Source organism: Pseudomonas sp. AC247 (assembly GCF_979258015.1).
Genome location: NZ_OZ409829.1, coordinates 3151104 through 3171248, shown reverse-complemented (window position 1 = coordinate 3171248; position 20145 = coordinate 3151104). Strand labels below are relative to the sequence as shown.

The following is a 20145-nucleotide window of genomic DNA, read 5'->3' as shown; positions in this document are numbered from 1 at the left end:
TCACTTCCTCGGGTCGAAGGCATCGCGAGCGGACTCGCCGATAAACACCAGCAAACTCAACATTAACGCCAGCACGGCGAAGGCACTCATGCCCAGCCACGGCGCTTGCAGGTTGGATTTGCCCTGGGCGACCAATTCACCCAGCGACGGACTGCCGGCCGGCAAACCGAAACCGAGGAAGTCCAGCGCGGTCAGGGTGCCGATGGCGCCGGTGAGGATGAACGGCATGAAGGTCATGGTCGAGACCATCGCGTTGGGCAGGATGTGGCGGAACATGATCGCGCCGTTCTGCATGCCCAGCGCCCGCGCCGCGCGCACGTATTCAAGGTTGCGACCCCGGAGGAACTCGGCGCGCACCACGTCGACCAGGCTCATCCACGAGAACAGCAGCATGATCCCCAGCAGCCACCAGAAATTCGGCTGGACGAAACTGGCCAGAATAATCAGCAGGTACAACACCGGCAGCCCCGACCAGATTTCGAGAAAACGCTGCCCGGCCAGATCGACCCAGCCGCCATAGAAACCCTGCAACGCGCCGGCAATCACGCCGATGATCGAACTCAACACGGTCAAGGTCAGCGCGAACAGCACGGAAATGCGGAAGCCGTAAATCACCCGCGCCAGCACGTCGCGGCCCTGATCGTCAGTGCCGAGCAGGTTGTCCGCCGACGGTGGCGCCGGCGCCGGGACTTTCAGGTCGTAGTTGATGCTTTGGTAGTTATAGGGAATCGGCGCCCACAACACCCACGCATCCTTGGCCTTGAGCAGTTCGCGGATGTACGGGCTCTTGTAGTTGGCTTCCAGCGGGAATTCACCGCCGAAGGTGGTTTCCGGGTAGCGCTTGATCGCCGGGAAGTACCAGTTGTTGTCGTAATGCACCACCAGCGGCTTGTCGTTGGCGATCAGTTCGGCACCGAGGCTCAGCCCGAACAGAATCAGAAACAGCCACAGCGACCACCAGCCGCGCTTGTTGGCCTTGAACAGTTCGAAGCGGCGGCGGTTGAGAGGGGACAGGTTCATCTCAATGCTCCCGGCTTTCGAAGTCGATACGCGGATCGACCAGGGTGTAAGTGAGGTCGCCGATCAGTTTCACCACCAGCCCGAGCAGGGTGAAGATGAACAGGGTGCCGAACACCACCGGGTAATCGCGGTTGATCGCCGCTTCGAAACTCATCAGGCCGAGACCGTCGAGGGAGAAGATCACTTCCACCAGCAGCGAGCCGGTGAAGAAGATACCGATAAACGCCGACGGGAATCCGGCAATCACCAGCAACATCGCATTGCGGAACACGTGGCCGTAGAGCACGCGATGACGGGTCAGGCCTTTGGCTTTGGCGGTGACCACGTACTGTTTGTTGATCTCATCGAGAAAGCTGTTCTTGGTCAGCAGGGTCATGGTCGCGAAGTTGCCGATCACCAGCGCCGTCACTGGCAACGCGAGGTGCCAGAAGTAATCGAGGATCTTGCCGCCGAAACTCAGTTCATCGAAGTTGTTCGAGGTCAGCCCGCGTAACGGAAACCAGTCGAGATAACTGCCGCCGGCAAACACCACGATCAGCAGGATCGCAAACAGGAACGCCGGGATCGCATAACCGACGATGATCGCCGAACTGGTCCACACGTCGAAGTGGCTGCCGTGCCGCGTGGCCTTGGCGATCCCCAGCGGGATCGACACCAGGTACATGATCAGCGTGCTCCACAGCCCCAGCGAGATCGACACCGGCATCTTTTCCTTGATCAGATCGATGACCTTGGCGTCGCGGAAGAAACTGTCGCCGAAATCCAGCTTCGCGTAGTTCTTGACCATGATCCACAGACGTTCCGGGGCCGATTTGTCGAACCCGTACATGTGCTCGATTTCCTTGATCAGCGCCGGGTCCAGACCCTGCGCGCCGCGATAGGACGAACCCGCCACCGACACCTCGGCACCGCCGCCGGCAATGCGGCTGGTGGCGCCCTCGAAGCCTTCGAGCTTGGCGATCATCTGTTCCACCGGGCCACCGGGCGCGGCCTGAATGATCACGAAGTTGATCAGCAAGATGCCGAACAGCGTCGGGATGATCAGCAGCAGTCGCCGAAAAATATACGCCAGCATCTGATTACTCCGTGCCCACAGGGTCGGCTTGCAGTTTGGTTTCGACTTCTATCGCCGGTTTCGCGTCAGGCTTGACCCACCAGGTGTTGATGCCGATGTCGTATTTGGGTGAGACCTTCGGGTGACCGATGTGATTCCAGTAAGCCACGCGCCAGGTCTTGATGTGCCAGTTGGGAACTACGTAGTAGCCCCATTGCAGCACACGATCCAGCGCACGGGCGTGGGCCACCAGGCTTTTGCGCGAGTCGGCATTGATCAGGTTCTCGACCAGTTGATCGACGATCGGATCCTTCAGGCCCATGGTGTTGCGGCTGCTGGCCTTGTCGGCGGCGGCGCTCATCCAGTATTCGCGCTGCTCGTTGCCCGGCGAGTTGGACTGCGGGAAGCTGCCGACCATCATGTCGAAGTCCCGCGAACGCACGCGGTTGATGTACTGCGAAACGTCGACACGACGGATCACCAGGTCGATACCGAGGTCGCTGAGGTTGCGCTTGAACGGCAGCAAGACGCGTTCGAATTCGGTCTGCGCGAGGAGAAACTCGATGACTACCGGTTTGCCGGTGGCATCGACCATTTTGTCGTCGACGATCTTCCAGCCGGCCTCTTGCAGCAGCTGATAGGCCTCGCGTTGCTGGGTGCGGATCATGCCGCTGGCGTCGGTCTTCGGGTTCTCGAACGCTTCGCTGAATACCTGCGCCGGCAGCTTGCTGCGGAACGGCTCGAGGATCGCCCGTTGATCGGCGTCGGGCAGGCCGGTGGCGGCCATTTCCGAGTTCTCGAAATAGCTGCGGGTGCGGAAGTAGGCACCGTTGAACAGTTGCTTGTTGGTCCATTCGAAATCGAACAGCAGGCCGAGCGCCTGACGCACGCGCACATCCTGAAACAGCGGGCGACGCAGGTTGAAGACGAAACCCTGCATGCCGGTCGGGTTGCTGTTGGCGATCTGTTCCTTGATCAGGCGCCCCTCGGTGACCGCCGGGATGTTGTAAGCGTTGGCCCAGTTTTTCGCGGTCATCTCCAGCCAGTAATCGAACTGCCCGGCCTTCAACGCTTCGACGGCAACGGTGTTGTCGCGGTAGTAATCGCTGGTCATCGTGTCGAAGTTGTAGAAACCGCGATTGACCGGCAGGTCTTTGCCCCAGTAATCCTTGACCCGCTCGTAACGTATCGAGCGACCAGCCTTCACTTCGGCGACCTTGTACGGGCCGCTGCCGAGCGGAATTTCCAGGTTGCCCTTGGTGAAATCACGATCGGCCCACCAATGTTTTGGCAACACCGGCAGTTGGCCGAGGATCAGCGGCAGTTCGCGGTTGTTGCTGTGCTTGAACTTGAACAGCACTTTGAGCGGGTCTTCGGCGATGACTTCGGCGACGTCGTTGTAGTAGCCGCGAAACATCGGCGAGCCTTCCTTGGTCAGCGTGTTGAAGCTGAACACCACATCGTCAGCGCGCACCGGATGGCCGTCGTGGAAACGCGCTTCGGGGCGCAGATAGAAGCGCACCCAGCTGTTGTCCGGGGCTTTTTCGATTTTGCCGGCGATCAAGCCGTATTCGGTAAAGGGCTCGTCGAGGCTGTGCTTGGTCAGCGTGTCGTAGATCTGCCCGATGTCATCGGCGGGCACGCCTTTGCTGATAAACGGGTTGAGGCTGTCGAAGCCACCAAAACCGGCCTGACGGAAGACGCCACCCTTGGGCGCATCGGGGTTCACGTAATCGAAATGCTTGAAATCGGCCGGGTATTTCGGCGGCTCGTTGTACAGGGTCACGGCGTGTTGCGGGGCGGCAAAGGCCAGCCCGGCGAACAGCAAGCCGCTGGCCTGCACGAGCAGGGCGCGGATGGGTTTCATCGATCTTTCTCCGAAGACTTAAGCCACCATGCGCTCAGGCCCAGGGTGTAGGGCGGCGTGGTGACGAAGGCCAACCGGTTGCGGTAGGCCAGACGGTGATAATTGAGGTACCAGTTGGGAATGCTGTAATGCTGCCAGAGCAGCACGCGGTCGAGCGCCTTGCCAGCGGCGACCTGCTCGTCGCGAGTGCGCGCGGCAAGCAACTGTTCGAGCAGGTGATCGACCACCGGGTTGGCGATGCCCGCGTAATTTTTGCTGCCCTTGACTCCGACCTGGCTGGAGTGAAAGTACTGCCACTGCTCAAGGCCCGGGCTGAGGGTCTGGTTGAGCGTCATCGAGATCATGTCGAAATCAAATTGATCGAGGCGTTGTTTGTACTGCGCCCGATCCACGGTGCGCAGGCGCGCGTCGATGCCGATGCTGTTGAGGTTCTCGATGTAGGGCTGGTAGAGGCGTTCCAGGTTCGGATTGACCAGCAGCAGCTCGAACCGCAACGGTTGGCCGGCAGCGTTTTGCAGGCGCTGACCATTGAGCTTCCAGCCGGCCTCGCCGAGCAAGGCCAGCGCCTTGCGCAGGGTTTCCCGGGGAATGCCGCGACCGTCGGTTTTCGGCAGGGTGAACGGCTCGGTGAACAGCTTGGCCGGCAGTTGCTCCTTGTACGGCTTGAGCATCAGCCATTCGTGCCCGACTGGCAGGCCGCTGGCGCTGAATTCGCTGTTCGGGTAGTAACTGGTGGTACGTTTGTAGGCGTCGCTGAACAGCGCGCGGTTGGTCCACTCGAAATCGAACATCAGGCCTAGCGCTTCGCGGGTTTTGACATCCGAGAATGTCGCGCGGCGGGTGTTCATGAACAGGCCCTGACTCTGGGTCGGGATCTGATGCGGGATCTGCGCCTTGATCACGTCGCCACGGCGAATCGCCGGGAAGTTGTAGCCGTTGGCCCAGTTCTTCGCCTGATGCTCGATGTAGATGTCGAACTCGCCGGCCTTGAACGCTTCGAAGGCGACATCGCTGTCACGGTAGAACTCGACTTCCATGCGATCGAAGTTGTACTTGCCGCGATTGACCGCCAAGTCCTTGCCCCAGTAATCCTTGACCCGCTCGAAAATCAACTGCCGGCCCGGCGTCACCGAGGTGATGCGATAGGGGCCGCTGCCCAGTGGCGGTTCGAACGTGGTGGCCTTGAAGTCGCGGCCTTTCCAGTAATGCTGCGGCAGTACCGGCAATTCACCCAGACGCAGGATCAGTAGCGGGTTGCCCGAACGCTTCAGCACGAATCGAATGCGCTGTTTGTTGAGGATGTCGACGCGCAATACTTCCTGCAGGGCGGTGCGGTACAGCGGATGACCGTCCTTGAGCAGCGTTCGATAAGAGAACGCCACGTCATAAGCAGTGATCGGCGTGCCGTCGTGAAAATGCGCCTCGGGGCGCAGATTGAACACCACCCAGCTGCGATCTTCGCTGTACTCCACCGATTGCGCGATCAAGCCGTAGCTGGACGCGGGTTCGTCACCGGAGGGTGAATACTGGCCGGTGCCGACCATCAGTGGCTCGTTCAGCTCGTTGATGCCGTACTGGAGGAAATTCGGCGTGGTCACCGGGCTGGTGCCTTTGAACGTGTACGGGTTGACCGTATCGAAGGTGCCGAACGCCATCACCCGCAACGTACCGCCCTTGGGCGCTTGCGGGTTGACCCAGTCGAAGTGGGTAAATCTGGCCGGGTACTTGAGCGTGCCGAACTGCGCATAACCGTGACTTTCGGTAATCGTCGCGCTTGCGGTTGAGCTCAAGGCCAGGCTGATCAGGAGCAGGAGGAGGGGACGCTTCAAGTCAGATCTGATCCAGGCGGCTTGGGCTTTGTGGGCCGTACAGTAACAGCTTGTCTGGACAGGAAAAAGATGCGGGTTAATGCGGGGTTAATGCGCAAAAAAGATCGCAGCCTTCGGCAGCTCCTACATGGATCCTTGTAGGAGCTGCCGAAGGCTGCGATCTTTTGATTTCAAATCAGTGCGGCTGGTAAACCGTGAGCATCTGCCCAGGCTTGAGTGCCTTGCCCGCACCCGGATTCCAGCGTTTGAGATGTTGCATCTCAACGTTGAAACGCTTGGCCACCACGTACAGCGTGTCGCCGCGCTTGACCTTGTACTGGGTCTGCTGCGCGCTGTCGTCCTTGCCTTTGGTCTTGCTGTTGGCGGCAACCACCGTGTTGACCCGGCCGGACTTGCGTGCCGGGCTGCGCTTGGTGGTGTCCTGCATGACCAGGGTCTGGCCGACCTTGAGGTTCTTGCCGCTGAGCTTGTTCCAGCGCTGCAGATCCTTCACTTCGACCTTGTTGGCCTTGGCGATGGAGCCGAGGTTGTCGCCACGCTTGACGCGATAGGCGCGCTTGAGCTTGGCCACTTCCGACGGATCGGCACCTTCGAACACTGGTTTCAGCGAACGTTTGCTGATCAGCTCATCAGGACGCATGGTCTGCAGGCTGGCGGTCAACAATTGCGCTTTCGATGTTGGCACCAGCAAATGCTGAGGGCCGTCGATGGTGGTGCGCTGCTTGAATGCCGGGTTGAGCTGGAACAGTTCGTCTTCGTCGATGTTGGCAACCGCGGCGACTTTGGACAGGTCCATGCGCTGGTTGATTTCGACCACCTGGAAGTACGGTTCGTTGGCGATCGGGTTGAGGTTGACCCCGTAGGCTTCCGGCGCCAGCACCACTTGCGACAGCGCCAGCAGCTTCGGCACGTACGCCTGGGTTTCCGCCGGTAGCGGCAGGTTCCAGTAGTCGGTCGGCAGGCCGAGCTTCTCGTTGCGTTCGATGGCACGGCTGACCGTGCCTTCGCCGGCGTTGTATGCCGCCAAGGCCAGCAGCCAGTCACCGTTGAACATGTCGTGCAGACGGGTCAGGTAGTCCATGGCCGCAGTGGTTGACGCGGTAATGTCGCGGCGGCCGTCGTAGAAGCGGGTCTGGCGCAGGTTGAAGTAACGCCCGGTGGACGGAATGAACTGCCACAGCCCCGATGCATCGGCCCGCGAGTAGGCCATCGGATTGTAGGCGCTTTCAATCACTGGCAGCAGAGCCAGTTCCAGCGGCATGTTGCGTTCTTCGAGGCGTTCAACGATGTAATGGATATAGAGACTGCCGCGTTCGCCGGCATTCTCGAGGAAAGAGGGATTACTGGCGAACCACAGGCGCTGTTGCTCGATGCGCGGGTTCACGCCCAAGCCTTCCTGCAGCTGGAAACCCTGGCGCATGCGTTCCCAGATGTCCTGGGGAACCTGTGGGCTGGGCTTCTCGGTCAGCCAGATCGGCTTCTGCTTGGCTCGCGCAGCAATGTTGGGCGTATGGGTCGCTTCAGTCTGCGGAGCATGGCTGGAACAGCCCGCCAGCGTGGCGGACACAGCCACCGCGATGGCTTGCGCCAAGCGGGTCAATGCGTCTGAATTGACGGACTTACGTATGGATGACGACATTGGCTGGAAGTAAGTTCCGGGCAAAAATGTCGGGCGATTCTAGAAAGCGCACCCCCTGCGGTCAACCATTCAGAATTTTTGTACCAAGCCATGAGCCACTTAGAACTTATCTTTCCATGCCCGCAGAGCCGCAAAAACCTCGCTCGGCGCCCGGTTTTGAGCGCCTTCCCGTTCGTCCACTTTTTGTTTAACTAATGTTTCAGAGGTACGCAAAAACGGGTTGGTGAGCAATTCCAAAGCCAAAGTAGAGGGCAGGGTCATGACGCCGTTTTGTCGTTGCTGGCTGACTTTTTCCAGACGGGCGGCAATGTCCGGGTTGCCCGGCTCGACGGCGGCGGCAAACTTCAGATTGCTCAGGGTGTATTCGTGAGTGCAGTAGACCAGCGTATCTTCGGGTAGCGCAGCAAGACGGCCGAGCGAGTGGTGCATCTGCTCAGGCGTGCCTTCGAACAGTCGGCCGCAACCGGCGGCGAACAGCGTATCGCCGCAAAACAGCAGGCCGTGGTGGTAATAGGCAATGTGTCCCAAGGTGTGACCTGGCACCGCATAGACTGCGAAGTCCCAGCCGAGCACGCTGACGCTGTCGTTATCCTTCAACGCCACGTCGCGCGCCGGGATGCTTTCGCTGGCAGGCCCGTAGACTTTGGCGCCGCTCGCCGCTTTCAGGCGTTCGACGCCGCCGACATGATCATGGTGATGGTGGGTGATCAGGATATCGCTCAACACCCAGCCCGGATGGGCGTCGAGCCACGCCAGCACAGGCGCGGCATCGCCGGGATCGACCACCGCGCAGCGCTGGGTGCGGTGATCCTGTAACAACCAGATGTAGTTGTCGGTGAACGCGGGCAGGGCACTGATCTGTATCATCGTCGGAATTCGCCAAGCGGAAAACATTGGCGCATCTTAGTAGTTCCTGGCGCTTTGGAGAATGCGATGAGTGATAAAGCGTTCGCACAGGCTGATCCTGACTGGCTGGCCCTGATCGGTGCAGCCCGTGAATGGCTGTCCGGCCCGCTCGGGCAATTTCTGCTCGATGAAGAGCGGCGCATGCTCGAAGACGAGCTCGGTCGGTTCTTCGGCGGTTATCTGGTGCATTACGGCCCGTCCGCTGAAACCCCGCCGTCGGCCCCGCAGGTGCAGCGCAATGTGCGCCTCGGTGCGCCGTTGCCCGGCGTCGAAATTGTCTGCGAAGAGCAAGCCTGGCCATTGAGCGAGCACGCGGCCGATGTGGTGGTGATGCAGCACGGTCTGGATTTCTGCCTGTCGCCCCACGGTTTGCTGCGTGAGGCAGCGAGCAGCGTGCGCCCCGGCGGGCATTTGCTGATCATCGGCATCAACCCCTGGAGCACTTGGGGGCTGCGGCATGTTTTCGCCCATGACGCCCTGCGAAAGGCGCGCTGCATCTCGCCGTCGCGGGTCGCCGACTGGCTCAACCTGCTGGGCTTTGCGCTGGAGAAACGCCGCTTCGGGTGCTATCGTCCGCCGCTCGCGTCACCCAAGTGGCAGGCCCGCCTGGCCGGCTGGGAACGCAAGGCCGGTGACTGGCAACTGTCGGGCGGCGGCTTCTATTTATTGGTCGCGCGCAAGATCGTCGTAGGGCTGCGGCCGTTGCGTCAGGAACGTCGCGAGCCGATGGGCAAGCTGATTCCGCTGCCGATGGCCAAGGTCAACCGCCGTCGTATCGAACCGTAAACCTTCTTTTATTTGTGACCGGGTTTGTCCCGGTCCAGGTCATTGTCGATCCGTGATCGGCAAGACACGCATTTTTTCTGGATAGAGTGGCATGAGCGAAAGCGTCGATAGCGTAGAACTGTTCACCGACGGCGCCTGCAAGGGCAACCCCGGCCCGGGTGGCTGGGGCGCCTTGCTGGTGTGCAAGGGTGTCGAAAAGGAACTGTGGGGCGGCGAAGCCAACACCACCAATAACCGCATGGAACTGCTCGGCGCGATTCGCGGCCTTGAAGCGCTCAAGCGTCCGTGTGAAGTGCTGCTGGTGACCGACTCCCAATACGTGATGAAGGGCATCAACGAGTGGATGGCCAACTGGAAGAAGCGCGGCTGGAAAACCGCGGCGAAGGAGCCGGTGAAGAACGCTGACCTGTGGAAAGAGCTGGATGAGCAGGTCAACCGCCACAAGGTCACCTGGAAATGGGTGCGCGGCCACATCGGCCATCACGGCAACGAACGGGCTGACCAACTGGCCAACCGTGGGGTTGACGAAGTGCGCGGTTACAAACAGACCTGATTCCCAATACATACCCCCTGTAGGAGCTGCCGCAGGCTGCGATCCTTTGATCTTGATTTAAAAAACCAACATCAAAAGATCGCAGCCTGCGCCAGCTCCTACAGGTTGGTGGGGTGTCATTCAAGCCGGCGCGCGATGCGAACCGTGAGCGTGTTAACATCCGCGTTTTTGCACGATTGACCCCGTTGAGAGCTGAGCACTGATGGCCACCAGATCCGTTGTACTCGATACCGAAACCACCGGCATGCCGGTGACCGATGGTCACCGGATCATTGAAATCGGCTGTGTTGAACTGATCGGTCGGCGCCTGACGGGCCGGCACTTTCACGTTTACCTGCAACCGGATCGTGAAAGTGATGAAGGCGCCATCGGCGTCCACGGCATCACCAACGAGTTCCTGGTCGGCAAGCCGCGCTTCAACGAAGTCGCCGACGAGTTCTTTGAGTTCATCAAAGGCGCGCAGCTGATCATCCATAACGCGGCGTTCGACGTTGGCTTCATCAACAACGAATTCGCCTTGATGGGCCAGAAGGATCGTGCTGACATCACCCAGCACTGCTCGATCCTCGACACCCTGATGATGGCCCGGGAACGTCACCCGGGGCAGCGCAACAGCCTCGACGCGTTGTGCAAACGTTATGGCGTCGACAACTCCGGCCGTGAATTGCACGGCGCTTTGCTCGACTCGGAAATTCTCGCCGACGTTTACCTGACCATGACCGGTGGCCAGACCAGCCTGTCGCTGGCCGGCAACGCCTCGGACGGTAATGGCTCGGGCGAGGGCGCGGACAACTCGGCGACCGAGATTCGTCGCTTGCCGGCGGACCGTCAGCCGGCGCGGATCATTCGTGCGACTGAAGATGAGTTGGCGGCGCATCTGGTGCGGTTGGAGATTATTGCCAAGTCTGCCGGTGGCCCAGCGTTATGGACGCAGATCGCCGAAGCCGACGCCCAAGCCTGAAGATCAAAAGATCGCAGCCTGCGGCAGCTCCTACAGGGGATCACATTCCAATGTAGGAGCTGCCGAAGGCTGCGATCTTTTTGTTTCTGGAAATACTGACAACTGGCCACCCTCGCCACATTCGCTGCAACCCTCTACCCTGAGTGCATTGGCAGCCGCAAACCTGCCGCCTCAGGACACTGAGCCCCATGTACAAAGATTTGAAATTTCCGGTGCTGATCGTCCACCGCGACATCAAGACCGACACGGTCGCCGGTGACCGTATCCGTGGCATCGCCCGGGAGTTGGAGCAGGAAGGTTTCAGTATCGTCTCGGCCACCGACTACGCCGAAGGGCGGTTGGTCGCGTCGACCCATCATGGCCTCGCGTGCATGTTGATTGCCGCCGAGGACGCCAGCACCAACTCCCATCTCTTGCAGAACATGGCCGAACTGATCGGCCTGGCGCGGGTGCGTGCCCCGGATCTACCGATCTTTGCCTTGGGCGAGCAGGTCACCCTGGAAAACGCCCCGGCCGATGCCATGGCCGAACTCAATCAATTGCGCGGCATTCTCTACCTGTTCGAAGACACCGTGCCATTCCTCGCCCGGCAGGTCGCGCGAGCGGCGCGCAAGTACCTGGATGGCTTGCTGCCGCCGTTTTTCAAAGCGCTGGTGCAGCACACCGCCGACTCCAATTATTCCTGGCATACACCGGGCCATGGCGGCGGCGTGGCTTATCACAAGAGTCCGGTGGGGCAGGCGTTCCATCAGTTCTTCGGTGAGAACACCCTGCGTTCGGACTTGTCGGTCTCGGTGCCGGAACTCGGTTCATTGCTCGATCACACCGGGCCACTCGCCGAAGCTGAGGCGCGTGCGGCGCGTAATTTCGGCGCCGATCACACCTTTTTCGTGATCAATGGCACCTCGACCGCCAACAAGATCGTCTGGCACTCGATGGTCGCGCGCGACGATCTGGTGCTGGTCGATCGCAACTGCCACAAGTCAGTGTTGCACGCGATCATCATGACCGGCGCGATCCCGTTGTACCTGTGCCCGGAGCGCAATGAACTGGGGATCATCGGACCGATTCCGCTGAGCGAATTCAGCCGTGAATCGATCCAGGCCAAGATCGACGCGAGTCCGCTGACCAAGGGCCGTGCGCCGAAGGTCAAGCTCGCGGTGGTTACCAACTCGACCTATGACGGCCTCTGCTACAACGCCGAGCTGATCAAGCAAAGCCTCGGCAACAGCGTCGAAGTGCTGCATTTCGATGAGGCCTGGTACGCCTACGCGGCGTTTCATGAGTTTTTCGCCGGGCGCTACGGCATGGCCACCTCGCGCAGCGAAGACAGTCCGCTGGTGTTCACCACCCATTCCACGCACAAACTGCTCGCGGCGTTCAGCCAGGCCTCAATGATCCACGTGCAGGATGGCGGGGCGCGACAGCTGGATCGTGACCGCTTCAACGAAGCGTTCATGATGCACATTTCGACGTCGCCGCAGTACAGCATCATCGCCTCGCTGGACGTGGCCTCGGCGATGATGGAAGGACCGGCCGGGCGCTCGCTGTTGCAGGAAACCTTTGACGAAGCGCTGAGCTTCCGTCGTGCGCTGGCCAATCTGCGCCAGCACATTGCCGCCGATGACTGGTGGTTTTCGATCTGGCAGCCGCCGGGTGTTGAAGGCATTGATCGTGTACAGACTCAAGACTGGCTGTTGAAACCGGAGGTCGACTGGCACGGTTTCGGCGAGGTCAGCGACGACTACGTGTTGCTCGACCCGATCAAGGTCACGCTGGTGATGCCGGGGCTGAATGCCGGTGGCGCGCTGAGCGAGAAGGGCATTCCGGCGGCGGTGGTCAGCAAATTCCTCTGGGAGCGCGGACTGGTGGTCGAAAAGACCGGCCTGTATTCGTTTCTGGTGTTGTTCTCCATGGGCATCACTAAAGGCAAGTGGAGCACGTTGCTCACCGAACTGCTGGAGTTCAAGCGCAGTTACGACGCCAACGTCCGCCTCGACACTTGCCTGCCGTGCGTGGCGCAAGAAGACACTGCGCGCTATCGCGGCATGGGCCTGCGCGACCTCTGTGATCAGTTGCACGCCTGCTACCGCAGCAATGCCACGGCCAAACACCTCAAGCGCATGTATACCGTGCTGCCCGAGATCGCCATGAAGCCGGCCCACGCCTACGACCACTTGGTGCGTGGCGAAGTCGAAGCGGTGCCCATCGATGAACTGGAAGGGCGGATCGCCGCCGTGATGCTGGTACCGTACCCGCCGGGCATCCCCTTGATCATGCCCGGCGAACGCTTTACCGAGGCGACCCGCTCGATCATCGATTACCTGAAATTTGCTCGCACGTTCGATAGCAGCTTCCCCGGTTTTGTCGCGGATGTGCATGGATTGCAGCACGAAGACGAAGGCAATGGACGGCACTACACCGTCGATTGCGTCAAGGAATGAGGACTTTTCCCAGTATGCAACCGGTCATGAATCCGAAATACCCAGGGTTGTCGGTGCGGGTCGCCGATGAAGGTTTTGCGCCGTATATCTGGGGCAGCGACTTCAGTTTCGAGGTCGGCGCCTACGGTGAGGCGGTGATCGGCATGCCGGTCGAGCAATGGCGGGTCACGTCGATCGTGCCGTACCGCAAGTGCTACGGCATTGATCCCGAAGAATTCAGCAGCTTCCACAACGCCACCGACAGCGCCATTTTCATGGCCTATCTGGATGACGAGCCGGTCGGCCATCTGGTGATCAGTACCAATTGGAACGGCTTTGCCCACATCGACGAACTGGCGGTGCATGCGCCGGCCCGCCGTCACGGCGTGGCCAAGGCATTGCTCGATGTCGCGCAATTCTGGAGTCGCAAGAAGAAGCTGCCGGGGATCATGCTCGAAACCCAGAACAACAACCTCGGGGCCTGTCGGTTATATGAGCGCTGCGGTTATGTGATTGGCGGGGTCGACCAGTTGCGCTATCGCGGCATCGACCCGAACACTGCCGAAGTAGCGTTGTTCTGGTATCGCCTGTTTGATAACCCGTTGGAAAATTCGCTTAGCTCGACAGCATCGCCTCGGCTTGTTCCGTGATGATCGCCAGCAACGTCTGAATCGCTGATGACGGCGCGGCGTGCTTGAAGGTCAGGGCATAGAGGCTGATCGGCACGGCTGGCGACAGCGGGCACACGTCAAGTCCGGCGGCACGCGCGCCCAGTGCGGTGAACGGGTCGACGATGGCCAGGCCTTCGCCGGCCTCGACCATGCTGCGCATCATTTGATGGGTTTGCACGCGGGTCTGGATGCTCGGCGACGGGCGCAGCCCCTGGAGTTTGTTTTCCAGCGCCGGGCTCAACGGGTCCTGGCCTTCGAGGCCGACCATGGCCTGGCCGGCGAGATCCTGCAGGGAAATGTATTTCTGTTTCGGTTGCAGCCAGCCGTGGGGCGCGAGCAGTTGCAGCTTGCCTTGGGCCAGCGGCTGGCAATCGATATCGGGATGCTCGGGATCGTGCAGGCTCAGGCCCAGGTCACTCTCGCGCAGCAGCAGGCTGCGGACGATGTCGCGGGTGGGCGCGCTCAGCAGGCTGCACGGTGCATCGGGCAGGCGTCGGCGCAGGGCGGCCAGGCTTTGCGGTAACAGTTGTTGGGTGAGCGGCGGGGTGCCGATGATGCGCAGGGGCGGGGCGAGGTATTGCTTGAGGCTGCTGGCCAGCCGCTGGACGGGCTCCAGCGCCTCATACACGTGGGCGATCTCGACCTGCAACGCCCGCGCTTCGGGCGTTGACTGCAGGCGTCCGCGAACGCTGGCGAACAGCATGAACCCCAGCTGACTCTCGGCTTCGCGCAAACGCTCTTCAACCTCGGTCACTGGCAACTGCAGCCATTCGGCGGCAGTGCCCAGGTGACCGGTCTGCAAGAGCGCCTGAATCACTTCGATATGACGTAAACGCATGCGTGAAGTCCATGTTCAGCAGGTGGGGTCAGTGGCTGAATCCTACCCCAAGTCTGCGCATATGACTTCTGCTCATAACGGCCAGTTATGAAGCGACGGTTGGCTCAGGTTCGCGAATCAGGGTGATACCCGACTGAACCAGTTCGAACGTCTGGTCATCGATCTTTTTGATGCGATCGCCAATGGCCAGTTTGTAAATCGGCTCCGAGCCAGTGAGACCGTCGACCGACGGGGTGGATTCCTGGAATTCATGCACGGAATAAACGCGGCCTTCCGCATCTCTTGCATGGAACTGACCGACGAGTACTGCTGCCATCTGCTTAGAACCTCTGGAGATAAAACGCTTGATTTGCGGCTTGGTAGACCGTCATCAAGCGCGGTAAGTTTTCCTACAGGAAAAAAATAATCCGGACGCGGGAATTTCCCTCGTCGACTGGTGGAGTCGTCATTGAATCATCTATAACTACAGGCTCCTTCCCACGGACAGTCGAGAGTCTTCCATGAGCAATGTCTACAACGTCGCCGTAGTAGTCGGTAGCCTGCGCAAAGCGTCGATCAATCGCAAGGTCGCCTTGGCACTGGCGGAGCTGGCACCGGCCAACCTCAAGCTGGAGATCGTCGAGATTGGCGATCTGCCGCTGTATAACGAAGACATCGACGGTGATTCACCGCCGGCAGCCTACAGTACTTTCCGGCAAAAAGTGGGTTCATCCGACGCGGTGCTGTTTGTGACGCCTGAGTACAACCGTTCGGTGCCGGCGCCGTTGAAGAACGCGATCGACGTTGGCTCGCGGCCCTATGGCAAGGCCGTCTGGAGTGGCAAGCCGGGGGCGGTGATCAGTGTATCGCCCGGCGCCATTGGGGGTTTCGGGGCAAATCAGCATCTGCGCCAGTCGTTCGTGTTCCTCAATGTGCCATGCATGCAGCAGCCGGAGGCCTATCTGGGTGGCGCGGGCTCGGCGTTCGATGAATCAGGCAAGTTGAGCGAGACGGTGAAACCTTTCCTGCAAAGCTTTATCAATGCTTACGGACAATTCGTCGAGCAACACAAAAAATAATCCAGCACATTGGTGAATTCCTTGTGGTGAGGGGATTTATCCCCGAACGGCTGCGCAGCAGTCGCAAAACCTGCGAGCACGGTTTGACTGAATGGCGCAGGGGGCTGCTTCGCAACCCATCGGGGATAAATCCCCTCACCACAGGTATCCTGCCGTTTCTCAAAATTTTCTATTGAACAAGGCTGTTACGGATGCTGGCTGCGTCACTGATTTTCCTGCTGACCATTACCCTTGTCATCTGGCAACCCAAAGGCCTCGGCGTCGGCTGGAGCGCGACGCTTGGCGCCGTGCTGGCGTTGATCTTCGGCGTCGTGCACCTTAGCGACATCCCGCTGGTGTGGCAGATCATCTGGAATGCCACCGGCACCTTCGTCGCGCTGATCATCATCAGTCTGCTGCTCGACGAAGCCGGGTTTTTCAACTGGGCCGCGTTGCATGTGGCGCGATGGGGCCGTGGCAGCGGGCGCAAGCTGTTTGCCTTCATGGTGCTGCTCGGTGCGCTGGTGTCGGCGTTGTTCGCCAATGACGGTGCGGCGCTGATCCTTACGCCGATCGTGATTTCGATGCTGCTGGCGCTGCGCTTTTCCCCTGCGGCGACGTTGGCGTTCGTCATGGGCGCGGGGTTCATTGCCGACACCGCGAGCCTGCCGCTGGTGGTGTCCAATCTGGTCAACATTGTTTCCGCAGACTTCTTTCACATCGGCTTCAACCGCTACGCGGCGGTGATGGTGCCGGTGAACTTCGTCAGCGTGGCGGCAACGCTGGGCATGTTGCTGTGGTTTTTCCGTCGCGATATTCCCAAGGCGTACGACCCCGAGCAACTCGAACATCCTGAAACCGCGATCCACGACAAGGCCACGTTCTATGCCGGCTGGGCGGTTCTGGCGATTCTGTTGATCGGCTGTTTCGCGCTGGAGCCGTTGGGCATTCCCATCAGCGCGATTTCTGCCGTGTGCGCCGCGCTGCTGCTGGGCATTGCCGCGCGTGGTCACAAGATTTCCACGCGCAAAGTGATGAAAGAGGCGCCGTGGCAGATCGTGATTTTCTCGCTGGGCATGTACCTGGTGGTCTACGGCCTGCGCAATGCCGGGCTGACCGGGTATCTGGCCGGTTGGCTGGATGTTTTCGCAGGTCACGGTGTGTGGGGTGCGGCAATGGGCACGGGGGTGCTGACCGCGTTGTTGTCGTCGATCATGAATAACTTGCCGACGGTGCTGATCGGTTTGCTGTCGATTGATGCGAGTCAGGCGAGCGGGGTGATCAAGGAGGCGATGATCTACGCCAACGTGATCGGCAGCGACCTGGGGCCGAAGATTACGCCGATTGGCAGTCTGGCGACGTTGTTGTGGCTGCATGTGCTGGAGCGCAAGGGCATTCACATTGGCTGGGGGTATTACTTCAAGGTCGGGATTGTATTGACGGTGCCGGTGTTGTTGGTGACGTTGGCGGCTTTGGCTGTGCGGCTTTCCCTGTAGACCGAGTGGGCCCCATCGCGAGCAGGCTCACTCCTACATTGGAATGCGTTCCCCTGTAGGAGTGAGCCTGCTCGCGATGGGGCCGGTACAAACGCCCCAAAAACTCAGGCCTGGCCGGGAACGTTCGGCCAAAGGTCCGAGACCAGAAACAAGCGCTCCGCCTCTTCCCATTCCCCACGCGCATTTTCAATCAGGCGCACCATCAGTTGCGCCGGCGCCAGCGGCTCAAGATCCTCCAGCCACATTCGCAAATGCTCCGCAGTCCAGGTCTGATCCGCCGGATAATGCGCCGGCGCCAGCCAGGCATGGCGGGGCAGGGGTTGCCAGCGTCCAGCCGGGCGCTGCGCAACGAACGCCGGCCAGTCCTTCTGATGCAACCAACTGCCGCGCAAATGCTGTGGATGCGCGCCAACCGGTGACTCGGCCTGGCCAGGCCACGGATACAGCAGATAACCGCCCAGCCACAGCTGCGCGCTGAACACTTCGATGTCCAGTGCCGCCAGCACTTCACGGCTTTCCGGGCGCGCGGAAATCGGCAGTTGATGCTCGGCCAGGTGCGCCAGTTTGCGATCCAGCCGATCATGACAACCCGGCCCCAGCCATTGCGCCGGATCGCGCCCGTTGCCGTTTTGCGGGCCGAGGTAGAGCTTGATCGCCAGTTCCAGGTGATGCACGCCGTCGCGGTCGCGCAGCAGCATGTCCAGTTCGCCGAGGGTATGCCCCTCGCGCCGGATCGGCAGGTTGGCAGCAATCAACTCGATCCCCGGCGCCTGCTGAACGGCAAATTGCCACAAGCGCTCGTAATACAAGCCCAGCCGCCGCGTGCGTGCCTGCGACAACCAGTGCAGCAAGCCATAACTGTCGCGGTCGAGCTGACGTAACCAGCGTTCCAGCCGCTCGGGATCAGCCACCCAGTCGCTGCCGGCCAGCGGGTGGCGCTGTGGCCATGGTGTGGCCGCGAGCATTGGCGGGGCGAGGATCACCCACGCCAGATCACGCACTTCCGGATGGCGTAATTGGTGGGGCAGCTGCAGCAAGTCGGGAAATAGGATCATCTTGCGAGCATAGCCTTAAACACGCGCGCACCCCTGAGGCTGAAAGGATTTTGTCTATCGCAGGCTTTCGCCCATAATCGTGCTTTTCGCGTTTTCGATTGTCCGCAGAGGTCCCATGGAGCAATTTCGTAATATCGGCATCATCGGTCGCCTGGGCAGTTCCCAGGTGCTGGATACCGTCCGCCGACTGAAACGGTTTCTGCTCGATCGTCACCTGCATGTGATTCTCGAAGACACCATCGCTGAAGTCCTGCCCGGCCACGGCCTGCAAACCTCGTCACGCAAGATGCTCGGCGAAGTCTGCGACATGGTCATCGTCGTCGGCGGTGACGGCAGCCTGCTTGGCGCCGCGCGGGCGCTGGCGCGGCACAATATTCCGGTGCTCGGGATCAACCGGGGCAGCCTGGGGTTTCTGACCGACATTCGCCCGGACGAGCTGGAAGTCAAAGTCGCCGAAGTGCTCGACGGCCACTATCTGGTGGAAAACCGCTTCCTGCTGCAAGCCGAAGTCCGCCGCCATGGTGAGGCCATCGGTCAGGGCGATGCGCTCAACGATGTGGTGCTGCACCCGGGCAAATCGACGCGGATGATCGAGTTCGAGCTGTACATCGACGGCCAGTTCGTCTGCAGCCAGAAGGCCGACGGCCTGATCGTCGCGACCCCGACCGGTTCCACCGCCTACGCGCTGTCTGCCGGCGGGCCGATCATGCATCCCAAGCTCGACGCTATTGTGATTGTGCCGATGTACCCCCATACCTTGTCGGGACGGCCGATTGTGGTCGATGGCAACAGTGAGCTGAAAATCGTCGTGTCCAAAGATATGCAGATCTACCCGCAGGTGTCCTGCGACGGCCAGAACCACTTCACCTGCGCACCGGGCGACACCATCACCGTCAGCAAAAAAGCGCAGAAGCTGCGCCTGATTCACCCGCTCGACCACAATTACTACGAAGTCTGCCGCACCAAGCTCGGCTGGGGCAGCAAGTTGGGTGGTGGAGGCGACTGATGCTCGATCCCGCGCGCAGTTATGACCTGATTGGTGACGTGCACGGATGCGCCCTGACCCTCGAACACTTGCTTGACCGACTCGGTTATCACAAGCAGGGCGGGGTCTGGCGGCATCCATCGCGCATGGCCGTGTTTGTCGGCGACATCATCGACCGTGGCCCGCGGATTCGCGAGGCACTGCACATCGTCCACGACATGGTCGAGGCCGGTCAGGCCTTGTGCATCATGGGCAACCACGAATTCAACGCCCTCGGCTGGAGCACCCCGGCGCTGCCCGGCAGTGGCAAGCAGTTCGTCCGCGAGCACACGCCACGCCATGCGCGTCTGCTGCACGAAACCCTGACCCAGTTCGAAGGCCACCCCGGTGACTGGCACGATTTCCAACGCTGGTTCTACGAGTTGCCGCTGTTTGTCGACGCCGGACGATTCCGCGTTGTCCACGCCTGTTGGGATGCCGGCCTGATCGAGCCGTTGCGCGCGCTGTTCCCCAATGGTTGCATCGACGAACACTTCCTCCAGGCTTCGGCCGTGCCGGACAGCTTTGCCTGCACGGTTTTCGATCGCCTGCTGCGCGGCACCGACATGCGTTTGCCCGATGGTCTGACCATGACCAGCGGCGACGGTCTGGTGCGTTCGTTCTTCCGCACCAAGTTCTGGGAAGACGATCCGAAAACCTACGGCGACATCGTCTTTCAGCCCGATGCCTTGCCGGAGCCAGTGGCGCAGACGCCGCTGACCTCCATCGAAAAGAATTCCCTGCTGCGCTACGGCGTCGACGAGCCTTTGCTGTTCGTCGGCCACTACTGGCGCAGCGGCAAACCGGCGCCGATCCGCCCGAACCTCGCCTGCCTGGATTACAGCGCGGTGCTCTACGGCAAACTCGTCGCCTACCGTCTGGATCAGGAAACCCGCCTGGATCCGCATAAATTTGTCTGGGTCGATGTCGAGCGGCCGGAGGTGCTGCAATGATCGCGGCCTGCTCGTTCTGCTATTTCAATTCGC

General features: G+C 60.6%; 18 protein-coding genes. 9 read left to right on the top strand and 9 right to left on the bottom strand.

The annotated features are described in order from the left end of the window. The 6 genes from ACZZ0B_RS14315 to gloB all read right to left on the bottom strand — a co-directional run bounded on the left by ACZZ0B_RS14315 (position 1) and on the right by gloB (position 8276). Complete coding sequence (locus ACZZ0B_RS14315; RefSeq protein WP_064390489.1) at positions 1-1020, bottom strand: ABC transporter permease; 1020 nt, start codon at positions 1018-1020, stop codon at positions 1-3. Position 1021: 1 nt separating this feature from the next. Next, a complete protein-coding gene (locus ACZZ0B_RS14310) occupies positions 1022-2095 on the bottom strand; it encodes a microcin C ABC transporter permease YejB (RefSeq protein WP_008088514.1) in 1074 nt (357 codons plus the stop codon). A 4-nt stretch (positions 2096-2099) separates the two neighbouring features. Then, positions 2100-3941, bottom strand: a complete 1842-nt coding sequence (locus ACZZ0B_RS14305; protein WP_463545546.1) for an extracellular solute-binding protein — start codon at positions 3939-3941, stop codon at positions 2100-2102. Continuing rightward, on the bottom strand, positions 3938-5770 hold the full coding sequence (locus ACZZ0B_RS14300) for an extracellular solute-binding protein (protein ID WP_463545545.1): 1833 nt from the start codon (positions 5768-5770) through the stop codon (positions 3938-3940). The genes ACZZ0B_RS14305 and ACZZ0B_RS14300 overlap by 4 nt, the downstream gene beginning before the upstream one ends. A 175-nt stretch (positions 5771-5945) precedes the next feature. Beyond that, positions 5946-7409: a LysM peptidoglycan-binding domain-containing protein gene (locus ACZZ0B_RS14295; RefSeq protein WP_158836078.1), complete on the bottom strand. Its 1464-nt coding sequence runs from the start codon at positions 7407-7409 to the stop codon at positions 5946-5948. A 99-nt stretch (positions 7410-7508) separates the two neighbouring features. Further along, the gene (gene gloB, locus ACZZ0B_RS14290; protein WP_440096167.1) at positions 7509-8276 is read right to left on the bottom strand and encodes a hydroxyacylglutathione hydrolase; all 768 of its coding nucleotides are present in this window, start codon (positions 8274-8276) and stop codon (positions 7509-7511) included. A 66-nt stretch (positions 8277-8342) separates the two neighbouring features. On the opposite strand from gloB, the gene ACZZ0B_RS14285 reads away from it, so the two are divergent. The 5 genes from ACZZ0B_RS14285 (at position 8343) to ACZZ0B_RS14265 (ending at position 13688) form a co-directional block, all read left to right on the top strand. After that, entirely contained in the window at positions 8343-9101 is a 759-nt protein-coding gene (locus ACZZ0B_RS14285) for a class I SAM-dependent methyltransferase (protein ID WP_008088524.1), read from the top strand. 91 nt (positions 9102-9192) lie between these two features. Beyond that, positions 9193-9654, top strand: a complete 462-nt coding sequence (rnhA, locus tag ACZZ0B_RS14280; RefSeq protein WP_123532078.1) for a ribonuclease HI — start codon at positions 9193-9195, stop codon at positions 9652-9654. 202 nt (positions 9655-9856) lie between these two features. After that, a complete protein-coding gene (gene dnaQ, locus ACZZ0B_RS14275; RefSeq protein WP_008088528.1) occupies positions 9857-10615 on the top strand; it encodes a DNA polymerase III subunit epsilon in 759 nt (252 codons plus the stop codon). 188 nt (positions 10616-10803) lie between these two features. Beyond that, entirely contained in the window at positions 10804-13059 is a 2256-nt protein-coding gene (locus ACZZ0B_RS14270) for an Orn/Lys/Arg family decarboxylase (protein WP_463545544.1), read from the top strand. A 14-nt stretch (positions 13060-13073) separates the two neighbouring features. Continuing rightward, on the top strand, positions 13074-13688 hold the full coding sequence (locus tag ACZZ0B_RS14265; RefSeq protein ID WP_008079598.1) for a GNAT family N-acetyltransferase: 615 nt from the start codon (positions 13074-13076) through the stop codon (positions 13686-13688). Here ACZZ0B_RS14265 and ACZZ0B_RS14260 read toward each other — a convergent pair. Then, the gene (locus tag ACZZ0B_RS14260) at positions 13654-14547 is read right to left on the bottom strand and encodes a LysR family transcriptional regulator (RefSeq protein ID WP_463545543.1); all 894 of its coding nucleotides are present in this window, start codon (positions 14545-14547) and stop codon (positions 13654-13656) included. The genes ACZZ0B_RS14265 and ACZZ0B_RS14260 overlap by 35 nt on opposite strands. Before the next feature lie 85 nt (positions 14548-14632). After that, complete coding sequence (locus ACZZ0B_RS14255) at positions 14633-14863, bottom strand: hypothetical protein (protein ID WP_008079601.1); 231 nt, start codon at positions 14861-14863, stop codon at positions 14633-14635. A gap of 184 nt (positions 14864-15047) precedes the next feature. Between ACZZ0B_RS14255 and ACZZ0B_RS14250 the strand changes: the two genes are divergently transcribed. Further along, the gene (locus ACZZ0B_RS14250; protein ID WP_008079602.1) at positions 15048-15605 is read left to right on the top strand and encodes an NADPH-dependent FMN reductase; all 558 of its coding nucleotides are present in this window, start codon (positions 15048-15050) and stop codon (positions 15603-15605) included. A gap of 191 nt (positions 15606-15796) precedes the next feature. Further along, on the top strand, positions 15797-17080 hold the full coding sequence (locus tag ACZZ0B_RS14245) for an arsenic transporter (RefSeq protein WP_463545542.1): 1284 nt from the start codon (positions 15797-15799) through the stop codon (positions 17078-17080). Between the two features lie 104 nt (positions 17081-17184). Here the strand turns inward: ACZZ0B_RS14245 and ACZZ0B_RS14240 are convergent, their stop codons facing one another. Continuing rightward, the gene (locus ACZZ0B_RS14240; protein WP_008079604.1) at positions 17185-18135 is read right to left on the bottom strand and encodes a DUF1853 family protein; all 951 of its coding nucleotides are present in this window, start codon (positions 18133-18135) and stop codon (positions 17185-17187) included. Between the two features lie 115 nt (positions 18136-18250). Here ACZZ0B_RS14240 and ACZZ0B_RS14235 point away from each other — a divergent pair, with 115 nt between their 5' ends. After that, complete coding sequence (locus tag ACZZ0B_RS14235) at positions 18251-19141, top strand: NAD(+) kinase (RefSeq protein ID WP_008079605.1); 891 nt, start codon at positions 18251-18253, stop codon at positions 19139-19141. Beyond that, positions 19138-20112, top strand: a complete 975-nt coding sequence (locus ACZZ0B_RS14230; RefSeq protein WP_463546939.1) for a metallophosphoesterase — start codon at positions 19138-19140, stop codon at positions 20110-20112. Before ACZZ0B_RS14235 ends, ACZZ0B_RS14230 begins: the two co-directional genes overlap by 4 nt. Positions 20113-20145 lie beyond the last annotated feature (33 nt).